Source organism: Streptomyces tricolor, assembly GCF_002155905.1.
In the GTDB taxonomy this organism is placed as follows: domain Bacteria; phylum Actinomycetota; class Actinomycetes; order Streptomycetales; family Streptomycetaceae; genus Streptomyces; species Streptomyces tricolor.
Genome location: NZ_MUMF01000656.1, coordinates 1 through 13176 on the forward strand (window position 1 = coordinate 1; position 13176 = coordinate 13176).

At 73.2% G+C, this 13176-nt stretch carries 11 protein-coding genes and 3 pseudogenes; 12 read left to right on the top strand and 2 right to left on the bottom strand.

Annotation, left to right across the window (positions count from 1 at the left end):
* The 12 genes and pseudogenes from CCN44_RS36565 to CCN44_RS46835 all read left to right on the top strand — a co-directional run.
* Positions 1-214: pseudogene (locus tag CCN44_RS36565) on the top strand (SMP-30/gluconolactonase/LRE family protein); the annotation flags it as partial.
* Positions 215-280: 66 nt separating this feature from the next.
* Positions 281-742, top strand: a complete 462-nt coding sequence (locus CCN44_RS36570) for a fluoride efflux transporter FluC (protein WP_059247529.1) — start codon at positions 281-283, stop codon at positions 740-742.
* Positions 739-1119 carry a DUF190 domain-containing protein gene (locus tag CCN44_RS36575; protein ID WP_059247528.1) on the top strand — a complete coding sequence of 127 codons (381 nt, stop codon included), beginning with the start codon at positions 739-741 and terminating at the stop codon, positions 1117-1119. The genes CCN44_RS36570 and CCN44_RS36575 overlap by 4 nt, the downstream gene beginning before the upstream one ends.
* On the top strand, positions 1116-1490 hold the full coding sequence (gene crcB, locus CCN44_RS36580) for a fluoride efflux transporter CrcB (protein WP_059247527.1): 375 nt from the start codon (positions 1116-1118) through the stop codon (positions 1488-1490). The genes CCN44_RS36575 and crcB overlap by 4 nt, the downstream gene beginning before the upstream one ends.
* A gap of 74 nt (positions 1491-1564) precedes the next feature.
* On the top strand, positions 1565-2401 hold the full coding sequence (locus CCN44_RS36585) for an undecaprenyl-diphosphate phosphatase (RefSeq protein ID WP_059247526.1): 837 nt from the start codon (positions 1565-1567) through the stop codon (positions 2399-2401).
* Positions 2402-2573: 172 nt separating this feature from the next.
* A complete protein-coding gene (locus CCN44_RS36590; RefSeq protein WP_059247525.1) occupies positions 2574-3251 on the top strand; it encodes a FadR/GntR family transcriptional regulator in 678 nt (225 codons plus the stop codon).
* Positions 3248-4687, top strand: a complete 1440-nt coding sequence (locus tag CCN44_RS36595; RefSeq protein ID WP_059247524.1) for an amino acid permease — start codon at positions 3248-3250, stop codon at positions 4685-4687. The genes CCN44_RS36590 and CCN44_RS36595 overlap by 4 nt, the downstream gene beginning before the upstream one ends.
* 41 nt (positions 4688-4728) lie before the next feature.
* Positions 4729-5739: an asparaginase gene (locus CCN44_RS36600; protein ID WP_059247523.1), complete on the top strand. Its 1011-nt coding sequence runs from the start codon at positions 4729-4731 to the stop codon at positions 5737-5739.
* A 259-nt stretch (positions 5740-5998) separates the two neighbouring features.
* Positions 5999-7408, top strand: coding sequence for an aspartate ammonia-lyase (gene aspA, locus CCN44_RS36605; RefSeq protein WP_059247522.1), 1410 nt, complete (start codon positions 5999-6001; stop codon positions 7406-7408).
* A 50-nt stretch (positions 7409-7458) separates the two neighbouring features.
* On the top strand, positions 7459-8397 hold the full coding sequence (locus CCN44_RS36610; protein WP_059247521.1) for a glutaminase: 939 nt from the start codon (positions 7459-7461) through the stop codon (positions 8395-8397).
* A 151-nt stretch (positions 8398-8548) separates the two neighbouring features.
* Positions 8549-10060 carry a polyprenol phosphomannose-dependent alpha 1,6 mannosyltransferase MptB gene (mptB, locus tag CCN44_RS36615; RefSeq protein WP_237481186.1) on the top strand — a complete coding sequence of 504 codons (1512 nt, stop codon included), beginning with the start codon at positions 8549-8551 and terminating at the stop codon, positions 10058-10060.
* An 89-nt stretch (positions 10061-10149) separates the two neighbouring features.
* Positions 10150-11529 (top strand): glycosyltransferase 87 family protein, encoded by a 1380-nt coding sequence (locus CCN44_RS46835; protein ID WP_237481194.1) that lies wholly within the window; start codon positions 10150-10152, stop codon positions 11527-11529.
* Positions 11530-11588: 59 nt separating this feature from the next.
* Here the strand turns inward: CCN44_RS46835 and CCN44_RS36625 are convergent.
* A pseudogene (locus CCN44_RS36625) lies at positions 11589-12422 on the bottom strand (D-alanyl-D-alanine carboxypeptidase family protein); the annotation flags it as partial.
* Between the two features lie 101 nt (positions 12423-12523).
* Positions 12524-13176 (bottom strand): annotated as a pseudogene (locus CCN44_RS36630) (transcription termination factor Rho); the annotation flags it as partial.

Sequence of the window (13176 nt, forward strand, 5' to 3'; positions counted from 1 at the left end):
CGCGGCCCGGGCCGCGGTGCACGCGCCGTACCGCCCGAGCGGCACCGTCGGTGTGGTCGCCGTCGACGACGCGGGCCGGACCGTGCACCACCTCACCCGCCGGCGCTCCGGCTTCCGCATGGTCACGAGCGTGTGCGCCGTCGGCGACCACCTGGTGCTGGGCAGCCTCCGGGAGCCGGGCGTGGCGGTCTGCGCCCGGCCCGCCGTCCGCTGAGGCGGCGGTACGCTGGTCCCGGCCTTGATCCCGGTGGGGCGGGGTCGAACAGGAGACCTACCCAGGATGACAGCCCTGAAGACGCAGACCCGCGGCGTTCCCGCCGCGTCGCCGCGGCGGTCCGAGTGGCGGGCGCAGGCGCCCGTCGTCGCCGTGGTCGCGGCCGGCGGCGCGCTGGGCGCGGTGGCCCGCTACGCGCTCACACTCGCCTGGCCCACGCCGGCCGGCGGCTTCCCCTGGGCGACCTTCTGGACCAACGTCTCCGGCTGCGCGGCCATGGGCGTGCTCATGGTGCTGGTCACCGAGGTGTGGGCGGCGCACCGGCTGCTGCGGCCGTTCCTCGGCACCGGCGTCCTCGGCGGCTTCACCACCTTCTCCAGCTACGCGGTCGACGTGCGCGGGCTGGTCGCCGCCGGCCGCCCCGGCCTGGGCCTCGCCTATCTCGCCGGGACGCTCCTGGCGGCCCTCGCGGCGGTGTGGCTCGCCTCGGCCGCCGCCCGCCGGCTGCTGACCGGGAGGCGGCGATGACGTCCCCGACCGGCCCCGCACTTCGGCTCACCGTGTACATCGGCGAGAACGACACCTGGCACCACAAGCCCCTCTACTCCGAGATCGTGCACCGCGCGCACGCCGCCGGACTCGCCGGGGCCAGTGTCTTCCGCGGCATCGAGGGCTTCGGCACCGCCTCCCGCATCCACACCTCCCGCCTGCTGTCCCTGAGCGAGGACCTGCCGGTGGCGGTGGTCGTCGTGGACGCCGAGGAGCGGATCCGGGCGTTCCTGCCGCAGCTCGACGAACTCGTCGGCGAGGGCCTCGTGACGCTGGAGGAGTGCGAGGTCGTCCGGTCCGTGGGGCACACCCCCGATCCGGACGGAACGGATCCGGAGGGTAAGAAGTCGTTGTGAACTGGCTGCTCGTGATCGCGGGAGCCGTCGTCGGCGCACCCCTGCGCTATCTCACCGACCGCGCGGTGCAGGCTCGCCACGACTCGCTCTTCCCGTGGGGCACCTTCGTCGTGAACATGGCCGGCTGCCTGGTCCTCGGGCTGCTCACCGGCGCCGTCTCGGCCGGGGCCGCCGGGCCGCATCTGCAGCTCCTGGTGGGCACCGGGCTGTGCGGCGCGCTGACCACGTACTCGACCTTCTCCTACGAGACCCTGCGGCTGACCGAGGCCGGCTCCGGTCTCTACGCCGCGCTGAACATCGCGGCGAGCGTGCTGGCGGGGCTCGCGGCGGCTTTTACCGGGGTCTCACTCGCCGGCGCCGTGTGGGCCTGAGGGTCGGGCCGGCCGGGCGGGCTGAGCGAGTACTGTCCACAGCACTGTCGACCAACTCCCCAGAACTGGATCCCATGAGCGCCATCTCCGTCGGTCAGGCCGTCGTCCTCGGAGTAGTCGAGGGGGTGACCGAGTTCCTCCCGGTGTCCTCGACCGGCCATCTGAAGATCGCCGAGGGGCTCATGGACATCCCCGTCGACGACAAGTCCGTCGTCGGGTTCTCCGCCGTCATCCAGGTCGGCGCCATCGCCGCCGTGCTCGTGTACTTCTTCAAGGACATCAAGCGGATCGTCACCGCCTGGTTCCGCGGCCTGGCCGACCGCGAGGAGCGCTACCACCACGACTACAAGTTCGCCTGGTGGGTCATCGCCGCGACCGTACCGATCGTGCTGGTGGGCCTGGCCGCGAAGCCGCTGATCGACGGTCCGCTGGCCTCGCTGTGGGTGGTCGCCGGCTCGCTGATCGCCGGCTCGGGCGTGATGTGGGCCGCCGACCGGATGGGCCGGCACAAGCGCGGCGAGGACGACACGTCGTTCAAGGACGCGATGTGGGTCGGCTGCTCCCAGATCCTCGCCCTGCTCTTCCCCGGCTTCTCCCGCTCCGGCGCCACCATGTCCACCGCGCTCATCCTGGACCTGGACCGCGTCGCCGCCACCCGGCTGTCCTTCTTCCTCGGTATCCCGGCCCTGACCGGCGCCGGCCTGTACGAGCTGAAGGACGCCCTCGGCACGGGCGTCGGCGCCGCCCCGCTGGCCGTCGGCACGGTCGTGTCGTTCGTGGTCGCCTACGCCTCCATCGCCTGGCTGCTCAAGTTCGTCGCCAAGCACTCCTTCAACGCCTTCGTCATCTACCGGATCGTCGTCGGTGCGCTCCTCCTCGGTCTGCTCGCCACCGGCACGCTCAGCAGCTGAGCCAACGCCGCTGATCATCCGCGGGGTGCGGATGGCTGCATTCAGGCACCGCACCCCGTGAATGTCTCCTTACGGGAAGCCTTGACAGTCCCGGTCCGCAACCCGCAGGATCGCTCCCGTGAACCTGTCAGACAGCCAGACAGGTGGTTCGGCCCCCCGGCGCGTCAGCGCCATGGAAGCGGTCCTCGACCACCTCCGCGGCGCCATCGAGCGCGGCCGGTACGCCATCGGCGACAAGCTCCCCTCCGAAGCGGAGCTGTGCCGCACCCTCGAGGTGTCCCGGCCCGTGCTGCGCGAGGCGCTGCGCGCGCTGCAGACGATGGGCCTCACGGTCTCCCGGACCGGCAAGGGCACCTTCGTGGTCGCGAACACCGTCGAGGACCCCACCTTCGGTGACTACGCGGCCAGCGACCTGCTCGAAGTGCGCCGCCACATCGAGATCCCGGTCGCGGGATACGCGGCCCTGCGCCGCACCCCGGAGAACCTGGACCACCTGGCCCACCTGCTCGACCGCATGGAGCGGGAGACGGACACCACCGCCTGGGTCGCGATGGACACCCTCTTCCACCTCACCGTGGCCGAGGCCGCCCAGAACCCGGTCTTCCGCCGGGTCATCGAGGAGATCCGCGACGCACTGGCGCGTCAGTCGGCCTTCCTCAACGAACTGGGCGGGCGCCGCGAGCAGTCCAACCGCGAGCACCGGGCGATCGTCGAGGCCCTGGTCGACGGTTCCGAACACGACGCGGTGGAGGCCATGAGCCACCACCTGGACCGCGTCGAGACGACCCTCACCGACATCGTGCGTCCCCAGCGGACGGACACCCCAACGGAAGGCGGACCCGAGGCGTGAGCGAGCAGCACCTCAAAGACGAGACGCGCCCCTCGTCCGGCCATGTCGACGCCGGAGACGCCGGCTACAGCAAAGGCCTGAAGCACCGGCACGTCAACATGATCGCGATCGGCGGGGCCATCGGCACCGGCCTCTTCCTCGGCGCGGGCGGCCGGCTCGCCGACGCCGGGCCCTCCCTGTTCATCGCGTACGCCGTGTGCGGCGTCTTCGCCTTCCTGGTCGTCCGCGCCCTCGGCGAACTCGTCCTGTACCGCCCCTCCTCCGGCGCCTTCGTGTCGTACGCCCGCGAGTTCATGGGCGAGAAGGGGGCCTACACCGCGGGCTGGATGTACTTCCTGAACTGGGCGACGACCGGTATCGCCGACATCACGGCGGTCGCCACGTACACCCACTACTGGGGGATGTTCTCCGACATCCCGCAATGGTTGATCGCCTTGATCGCCCTTGCGGTCGTGTTGACCGTCAATCTCATCTCCGTCAAGATCTTCGGCGAACTGGAGTTCTGGTTCGCGATCGTCAAGGTCGGCGCGCTCGTCGTGTTCATGTGCATCGGCATCTTCCTGCTGGTCACCCAGCACCCGGTCGACGGCCACCACCCCGGCCCGTCCCTGATCACCGACAACGGCGGCGTCTTCCCCCACGGCCTGCTGCCCATGCTGCTGATCGTCCAGGGCGTCGTCTTCGCCTACGCCTCCGTCGAGCTGGTCGGCGTCGCCGCCGGCGAGACCGAGAACCCCGAGAAGATCATGCCGAAGGCGATCAACTCGATCATGTGGCGCGTGGGTCTGTTCTACGTCGGCTCCGTGGTGCTGCTGTCGATGCTGCTCCCGTGGAACAAGTACACCGCCGGCGAGAGCCCCTTCGTCACGGTGCTGTCCAACATCGGCGTCCCGGCGGCCGGCGGCGTGATGAACCTGGTCGTGCTGACCGCGGCGATGTCGTCCCTGAACTCCGGCCTGTACTCCACCGGCCGCATCCTGCGCTCCATGGCGATGAGCGGCTCCGCCCCGCAGTTCACCGCCCGGATGAGCCGCAGTCAGGTCCCGTACGGCGGAATCCTGCTCACCAGCGGTATCTGCGTCCTCGGCGTGGGCCTGAACTACGTGGTCCCCGCCGACGCGTTCGAGATCGTCCTCAACTTCGCGGCGATCGGCATCCTCGCGACCTGGGGCATGATCATGATCTGTCACCTGCTCTTCTGGCGGAAGACCCAGCAGGGCGAGCTGACCCGGCCGTCGTACCGGCTGCCGGGCTCCCCCTGGACCGAAGTCGTGACGCTGGCGTTCCTCGCGTCCGTCCTGGTCCTCATGTACGCCGACGGCGGCGCCGGACGCACCACCGTGCTCTGTCTGCCGCTGATCGTCGCGGCGCTGGTCGCCGGCTGGTACGGCATCCGCGCCCGCATATCCCGCACATCCACCGGCGCCGACGCGTGACCCGCGGTCCGGCCGACCCCGACCCCAGATTCCAGGCAGTGATGTACAGCAGTTCCCCCGCCGACGCACCCGCCGTCCGCGAACCCCTCCACGCTCCCGTCGCCCACCTCATCCGCGGCGGGGTCGTCGAGGGCATCCACTACGGCTCCGTGGTCGTGCTCGGCGCCGACGGCCGGGTGCAGTTCCAGCTCGGCGACATCGAGGCGGCCTTCTACCCGCGCTCGGCCGTCAAGCCCCTCCAGGCCGTGGCCATGCTGCGGGCCGGACTGCCGCTCGACGGCGAGCTGCTGTCGCTGGCCGCCGCCAGCCACTCCGGCGAGGAGCGCCACCTCGCCGGCACCCGGCGCATCCTCGAACTCGCCGGGCTCGCCGAGCACCACCTGCGCAACGTGCCCGACATGCCGTTCGACCCGGTCGTCCGGGACGCCTGGGTCCGCGAGGGCCGGCTGCCCTCCCGCCTCGCCCAGAACTGCTCCGGCAAGCACGCGGCCATGCTCTGGACCGCACGGCTCAACGGCTGGTCCCTGGACGACTACCTGGACCCGGCGCACCCGCTCCAGCAGGCCGTCGCCGCGACCGTCGAGGAGCTGACCGGCCAGCGCGTCGCCCGGGTCACCGTGGACGGCTGCGGCGCCCCGCTGTTCTCCATCTCCCTGCACGGCCTCGCCCGCGCCCTCGCCCGGATCACCTCGGCCGCGCCCGGCACCCCCGAGGCCCGGGTCGCCGACGCGATGCGCGAGCACGCCGAGATGGCCTCCGGCTCCGGCCGGGACGTCGCCGCGCTCATGCGGGCCGTGCCGGGGCTGCTCGCCAAGGACGGCTTCGAGGGCGTGCAGGTCGCCGCGCTGCCCGACGGCCGGGCCGTCGCGGTGAAGATCGCCGACGGGGCGAACCGGGCCCGTGTGCCGGTGGCCGCCGCCGCGCTGGCCCGCGCGGGCGTGGACCCGGAACTGCTCACCGAGTTCGCGGGGGAACCGCTGCTGGGCGGCGGGGAGCCGGTGGGATGCGTGCGTCCGGTGCGGGCGCTGGATCCCGTTCCGCTGGCCGCGTAGCGCTCCATCGCACCGGCCGTCCGGGACCCGCGCGGCCGGTGTGGCTGTCCGTGCCCGCGCGGGTCCGCCGCATCGGCCCTCCCGGGCCCACGGGCCCGGTACGGCTGCGCGCCCACGCCGGTCCGCCGCATCGGCCCTCCGGGACCCGCGGGCCCGATGCGGCTGTTCGCCCGCGCGGCGGTAGCCGCCTGTCAGTACAGCCCCGCGCCCCTCACGGGGCGCCGTCACCTCCGTACCTCAGAAAGAGACCCGTACCCTCATGACCGCCGCCACCCGCAGCGAACACGACCTGCTCGGCGACCGCGACGTTCCCGCCGACGCCTACTGGGGCATCCACACCCTGCGCGCGACGGAGAACTTCCCCATCACCGGCACCCCGATCTCCGCCTACCCGCACCTGATCGACGCCCTGGCCGCCGTCAAGGAGGCCGCCGCCCTCGCCAACGAGGAACTCGGTCTGCTGGCGCCGGAGAAGGCCGCCGCGATCGTCGCCGCCTGCCGGGAGATCCGGGCCGGCCAGCTGCACGACCAGTTCGTCGTGGACGTCATCCAGGGCGGTGCCGGCACGTCCACCAACATGAACGCCAACGAGGTCGTGGCGAACCGCGCGCTGGAGCTGCTGGGCCACGCCAAGGGCCAGTACACGCACCTGCACCCCAACGAGGACGTCAACCTCGGCCAGTCGACCAATGACGTCTACCCGACCGCCGTCAAGATAGCGACGGTCTTCGCGGTACGTGGACTGCTCAAGGCGATGTCTGTACTGCAGGACGCGTTCGCCCGCAAGGCCGTCGAGTTCCGTGACGTGCTCAAGATGGGCCGTACACAGTTGCAGGACGCGGTGCCGATGACGCTCGGCCAGGAGTTCTCCGCGTTCGCCGTCATGATCGAGGAGGACCGCAGCCGTCTCGCCGAGGCCGTCGAGCTGATCCATGAGATCAACCTCGGTGCCACGGCCATCGGCACCGGCCTCAACGCCCCCGCCGGCTACGCCGAGGCCGCCCGCCGCCACCTCGCCGCCATCACCGGCCTGCCCCTGGTCACCGCGGCCAACCTGGTCGAGGCCACCCAGGACTGCGGTGCCTTCGTCCAGATGTCCGGCGTCCTCAAGCGCATCGCGGTCAAGCTCTCCAAGAGCTGCAACGACCTGCGGCTGCTGTCCTCCGGCCCGCGGGCGGGCCTCGGCGAGATCAACCTGCCGCCGGTGCAGGCCGGCTCGTCGATCATGCCGGGCAAGGTCAACCCGGTCATCCCCGAGGTGGTCAACCAGGTCGCCTTCGAGGTGATCGGCAACGACGTCGCCATCACCATGGCCGCCGAGGCCGGACAGCTCCAGCTCAACGCCTTCGAGCCGATCATCCTGCACTCCCTGTCGGAGTCGATCACGCACCTGGAGAGCGCCTGCCGCACGCTGGCCGAGCGCTGCGTCTCCGGCATCACCGCCAACACCGAGCGGCTGCGCGCCACGGTGGAGAACTCCATCGGCCTGGTCACCGCGCTCAACCCGCACATCGGCTACACGGCGGCGACCGATATCGCCAAGGAGGCCCTCGCCACCGGCCGGGGCGTCGCCGAACTCGTGCTGGAGAAGGGCCTGCTGCCCGCCGAGCGGCTCGCCGACCTGCTGCGCCCCGAGGTCGTCGCCGGCAGCGGAGCGCCGGCCGCCTGACCTGCGCCGACGCGAGCACGGTTACGCTCCGGGGCCGACCGGGAGGCACAATGGCGATCATGACAACGACGTCGTCCCTCACCTTCCTGCCGGTCCTGGAGCGCATCGCCGAGGAGATCAGCCGCACCCCCGGGCGCGGCCGTCCCGCCGACTACATCCCGGCCCTCGCCGCCTGTGATCCGCGCAGTTTCGGCATGGCCGTCGCCGAGCTGGACGGCACGGTGTACGGGGTGGGGGAGTGGCGGCAGCCGTTCTCCACGCAGTCGATCACCAAGGTCTTCACGCTCGCCCTGGACCTGGCCCGGGAGGGCGACGAACTCTGGGAGCACGTGGGCCGCGAGCCCTCCGGCAACCCGTTCAACTCCCTGGTCCAGCTGGAGTACGAGAACGGCATCCCGCGGAATCCTTTCATCAACGCGGGCGCCCTCGTCGTCACCGACCGCCTCCAGACCCGTACCGAGGACGCGGCCGGCGAGCTGCTGTCCTTCCTGCGCGCCGAGAGCGGCAACCCCGCCCTGGACTTCGACCTGGAGGTCGCCGCCTCCGAGACCGCGCACGGCGACCGCAACGCCGCCCTCGCCCACTTCATGGCGTCCTACGGCAACATCGACAACGACGTCCCGGTCCTGCTCGACCAGTACTTCCGGCAGTGTTCGATCGCCGCGTCCTGCGCCGACCTGGCCCTCGCCACCGGCTTCCTCGCCCGGCACGGGATCCGCGCCGACGGCAGCCGGCTGCTCAGCCGGAGCCAGGCCAAGCAGATCAACGCGATCATGCTGACCTGCGGCACCTACGACGCGGCCGGTGACTTCGCCTACCGCGTCGGCCTGCCCGGCAAGAGCGGCGTCGGCGGCGGCATCATCGCGGTCGTGCCGGGCCGGTGCACGCTGTGCGTGTGGAGCCCGGGCCTGGACGAACGCGGCAACTCCGTGGCGGGAGTGGCGGCCCTGGACCGCTTCACGACCCTCACCGGGCTGTCCGTGTTCTGAGCATGCGCCCTCACCGGGCTATCGGTGTGCTGAGCACGCGCCTGCGGCGCCCCGCAGACGTCGCCGTCGCGCACACGCCGGTCACGTGCGGGCCGTCCGCACGTGAAGGGAGTGTCGCCTTCCGGCCACTCGGCGTTGCCACGCTGCCCCGGTGTTGGCCAAGGCATTCCCCGTCGATCTCCGCCGCTGCCAGGTGCTGGGCCTGGCCGGTACCGCCGTCCTCGCGCTCGGCGGTGAGACGGCCGGCGCCCTGCCCGTCCGGCACCTCCTGGCGCCCGCCTCGGCGCGGGCGGCGGTGGGCCTGGTCGGGGTGTACTTCGGCGTCGTCCTGCTGATCGCGGCCTGGGTGCTGCTCGGCCGCCTGGTCCGCGGGTCCGAGCCGCCCACCCCGCGCGCCCTGCTGCTCGTACTGGCCGTCTGGGCGGCCCCGCTGCTGCTCGCCCCGCCGCTGTTCAGCCGGGACGTCTACAGCTACCTCGCGCAGGGCGCCATGGTGGACGCCCACATGGACGTGTACGCGCACGGCCCGGACCGGCTCGGCGGCCCGCTCGCCGACGAGGTCGCCCCGATGTGGCGGCACACCGGCGCCCCCTACGGACCCGCCTTCCTGGCCCTGGCCTCCGCGCTGTCCGGGCTGACCCGCGGCGAGGTGCCCGCGGGCCTGCTCGGCATGCGTCTGGTCGCCCTGCTCGGCGTGGCGCTCATGGCGGTGGCGCTGCCCCGCCTGGCCCGGCACAGTGGCGCCGATCCGGCCGCCGCGCTGTGGCTCGGCGCCCTCAATCCGCTCGTGCTGCTCCACCTGGTCGCGGGCGCCCACAACGATGCCCTCATGCTCGGTCTGCTGGGCCTCGGCCTGGTGGCCGCGCGGGGCCGCAGGCCCGCCGTCGGCGCGGTCCTCGTCACGCTCGCCGCCCTGGTCAAGGCGCCGGCGGCGCTCGGCCTCCTGGCCGTGGTGGCGCTGCGGGTCCGCGCCGGCCGCCGCCCGCTGCCGGCCGTCCTGAGCACCGCCGGGGCCTCCGCCGCGACCACGGTCGCCGCCACGGCCCTCGCCGGCACCGGCTACGGCTGGATCGGCGCCCTCGACACCCCGGTGTCCCCGCACAACTGGGCGCTGACCAGCCTGCTCGGCCGCGCCACCGGCGCCCTGCTGGACCGCCTCGGCAGCGGCCTGGCCCCGCTCGCCGTCCCGGCCTGGCACCTGCTCGGCCTCGCGGCCACCGCCGTGACCGTCCTGCTGATCTGGCTCCGGCTGCGCCCCCGGCCGGTGTACGCGCTGGGCCTGAGCCTGCTCGCGGTCGCCGTGCTCGGCCCGGCGATCCGGCCCTGGTACGTGCTGTGGGGCCTGTTCCTCATCGCCGCCGCCGCGCCCAGCACCTCGGTACGGCACCGGGTGGCCGCCCTGGCCGGGGTGCTCGCCCTCGCCGTGCTCCCCAGCGGCGGCCCGGCCGACCTCGGGCAGCTGCTGCTCGCCGTCTCCGGCGGAGCGCTCGGCGCGGTCGTCCTGTGGCAGGCCCACCAGGCCCACCAGGCCCGCCAGGCACAGGCCCGCCAGGCACAGGCCCGCGAGGCACAGGCCCGCCAGGCCGACCGGAGCGCCCCTGCCCATCGGATCCGCCGACCCCCGCGGGCCGGCCGGACCCCGGCCCCGGGACGCCTCGCATGACGGCCCCGCGGGGACGACCGGGACCGCCGTTGCCGCCGGGACTGCCCGGACGGCTCGGATCGCTCGGATCGCTGAGGCCGCTCGGATCGCTGGGGCCGCTGGGGCCGCGCACCGACCGGGGCCGGCTGCTGCTCGTGCTGCTCCTCGTGGCCGCGGTGACCGTGTTCACGGCGACCGTGCCGGTGCTGCGGGGCTTCTTCGACCTGCGGGTGTACTACGGCGCCGTGCACACCTGGGTGCACCACGGCGGCCGGCTCTACGACTACCGGGTGCCGGGCACCCCGTACGGCTTCACGTATCCGCCGTTCGCGGCCGTCGCCATGCTGCCGCTGGCCCTGCTCGGCCGCGCCACGGCGATCGTCATGTCCCTGCTGGTGAACCTGGCCGCGCTCGCCGTGGTCCTGCGGGTCCTGGCCGGACCGCACTGGCGGCGGCACGGCTGGTACCGGTGGGCGCTGTGCCTGTGTCTGCTCGCCCTGTTCGAGCCGCTGCGGGACACCGTCAGCTTCGGCCAGGTGAACCTCGTGCTGCTCGCCCTGGTCCTGGCCGATGCCTGGCTGCTGGCGACCGGCCGGGGCCGCTGGGCGGGTGCCGGGATCGGACTCGCCGCCGCCGTGAAGCTCACGCCCGCCCTCTTCATCGGCCTGCTGCTGCTCGCCGGGCGCCGGCGGGCGGCCGGCACCGCGGCGGCGGTCGCCGCGGCGGCGACCGCGCTGGCCGTCCGGGCGGACCCGGCGGCCTCCCGCTTCTACTGGACCGAGGCGCTCTGGGACACCGGCCGGGTGGGCCGTCTCGACTACGTGTCGAACCAGTCGCTGCAAGGGGTGCTGGCCCGCCTCGGCGAATCCGGCCGCCCGCTGTGGGCGACGGCGGTCCTGCTCACCCTCGGCGTCTGGGCGTGGCGCGGTCGCCGGGCGGTCGCGGCCGGCGACTGGACGGCGGCGTTCGCGCTCACCGGAGCGGCGGCCTGCCTGGTCAGCCCGATCACCTGGGTGCACCATCTGGTCTGGCTGCTGCCGTCCTTCGCGGTGCTGGTGCGCGCCGGGCACCCGCGGATCGCGGGCGCCCTGTACGCGGTGCTGTGCACCAGTGTGGTGTGGTTGTGGTACGACGACGCCTCCGGCCCGGGCGGTTTCCTCGGCGGCAACCTCTACACCTGGATCGCGCTCGGCCTGCTGCTCGGCCTGCCGACGGGTCAGCCGCGGGCCGGCCGGCCCCCCTTGGCCCGGAACGCCAGCGCCACGGCTCCCGCGCCGAGCCCGGTGAGCCCCGCGACGACGGCGGGGCCGGACCAGCCCGAGCCCTCGTGCGGTGCCACGGCCGCCGCCACCGGCGTGGCCGACGCCGTACCGGAGGGCCGGCGCAGCCCGTCCAGCGAGCCGACCGGATCCACCTGCCCGGCCGCCGCGAAGCCCCAGTCGAGCAGGGCACGGGCCTCCTCGTACACGGTCAGTCCGCCGTCCTCCTGAGGGTTCAGCACGCTCACCACGAGGGTGCGCCCGTCCCGGCGTGCCGCGGCCACCAGAGTGTTGCCCGCGTTGCTGGTGTAGCCGTTCTTGATGCCGATGAGCCCGGGGTACGGCGCCACGCCGTCCTCGCCGGTCAGCAGCCGGTTGGTGTTCTCGATGGGGTACGACGACCCCGCACCGGGGAAGCGGGCCTCGACGGTGGCGCAGTACCGGGCGAAGTCGGGGTTGCGCAGGCCGGCCCTGCCGAAGACCGCCAGGTCGAAGGCGGAGGACACCTGGCCGGGGGCGTCGTAGCCGTCCGGGGAGACCACATGGGTGTCCAGGGCGCCGAGCGAGCGGGCCTTGTCCTGCATCCGGCGGGCCGTGGCCTCCCAGCCGCCGCCGAGCCGGGCGAGCACGTGCACGGCGTCGTTCCCGGAGCTGAGGAAGACCCCGCGCCACAGGTCCGCCACCTGGTACGTGTGTCCCTCCTCGACGCCGACCAGGCTGCTGCCCTCGCCGACGTCCTCCAGTTCCTCGTACCGCACGGTGTGCTGCAGCTCGCCGGGGAGTGCCGGCAGCACGGTGAGCGCGAAGAGGGTCTTCAGGGTGCTGGCGGGCGGCAGTTCGCGGTGCGCGTCGTTCGCGGCCAGCACGGCTCCGCTGCCCACGTCGGCGACCAGCCAGGAGAGCGCCGAGACGTCCGGCAGTTCGGGGGTGCCCCGGTGCGGGCGGACCTGGATGCCGGAGCGGTAGAGCAGGGACGGTCCGGGCGTCGCCGCCCGGGGCGGCGGCGGGGCGGGCTCCCCGGCCGGGGGTCCGGCGGCGGCAGCGGCCGGCGCGAGCACCAGCAGGCCCGCCGCACACAGGGAGCAGGCCGACACAGCCGCACGATGACAGAATCCGGTGACCATATGATCAACCTACGAATATGGTCCGCCGACACCACACGGCCCGGGCCGTTCGGGTCGCCGGGCAACCCGGATGCCGCACCCGGCCGTCCCCTGGCCGTGCGTCAGCCGTTCGGCAGGGTGGGCCGGATCCGGTGCAGGAACGTGGCGTTGTCGGGTGTGGTGCGCAGCCGTTCCAGGAGGGTCTCCAGCGCCGACGGCCCGGTCTCCCGGGAGCGCAGTGCGCGGCGCAGGCCGGTCACGGCCGTCAACTCGGCAGGCGTGAGGAGGAGTTCCTCGCGCCGGGTGCCGGACGCGTCGATGTCCACGGCGGGGAAGACGCGGCGCGCGGCCGGTTCCCGGTCCAGACGCAGTTCCATGTTGCCGGTGCTCTTCAGCTCCTCGAAGTAGTAGCCGTCGGCGCGCGAGCCGGTGTCCACCAGGACCGTGGCGAGGATGGTGAGCGAGCCGCCCTCCTCGGCCTGGCGCGCGGCGCCGAAGAACCGCTTGGGGCCGAGCAGCGCACCGGCGTCGACCCCGCCGCTCAGGGTCCGGCCCCCGGCGGCGGAGGCGTTGTTGTGGGCCCGGCACAGCCGGGTCAGCGAGTCCAGCAGGACGACGACGTCCTCGCCGGCCTCGACCAGGCGCTTGGCCCGCTCCACGACGAGGTCGGCCAGCGCGATGTGCTCCTTCGGCGACCGGTCGAACGTGGACGCGTACACCTCGCCGCGCACCGAGCGGCGCATCTCGGTGACCTCCTCGGGCCGCTCGTCCAGCA

Bases quoted from the DNA above. Each gene is read 5' to 3' on its own strand.
- CCN44_RS36570 (WP_059247529.1), top strand. From the start codon at position 281: ATGACAGCCCTGAAGACGCAGACCCGCGGCGTTCCCGCCGCGTCGCCG.
- CCN44_RS36575 (WP_059247528.1), top strand. From the start codon at position 739: ATGACGTCCCCGACCGGCCCCGCACTTCGGCTCACCGTGTACATCGGC.
- CCN44_RS36585 (WP_059247526.1), top strand. From the start codon at position 1,565: ATGAGCGCCATCTCCGTCGGTCAGGCCGTCGTCCTCGGAGTAGTCGAG.
- CCN44_RS36590 (WP_059247525.1), top strand. From the start codon at position 2,574: ATGGAAGCGGTCCTCGACCACCTCCGCGGCGCCATCGAGCGCGGCCGG.
- CCN44_RS36600 (WP_059247523.1), top strand. From the start codon at position 4,729: ATGTACAGCAGTTCCCCCGCCGACGCACCCGCCGTCCGCGAACCCCTC.
- aspA (WP_059247522.1), top strand. From the start codon at position 5,999: ATGACCGCCGCCACCCGCAGCGAACACGACCTGCTCGGCGACCGCGAC.
- CCN44_RS36610 (WP_059247521.1), top strand. From the start codon at position 7,459: ATGGCGATCATGACAACGACGTCGTCCCTCACCTTCCTGCCGGTCCTG.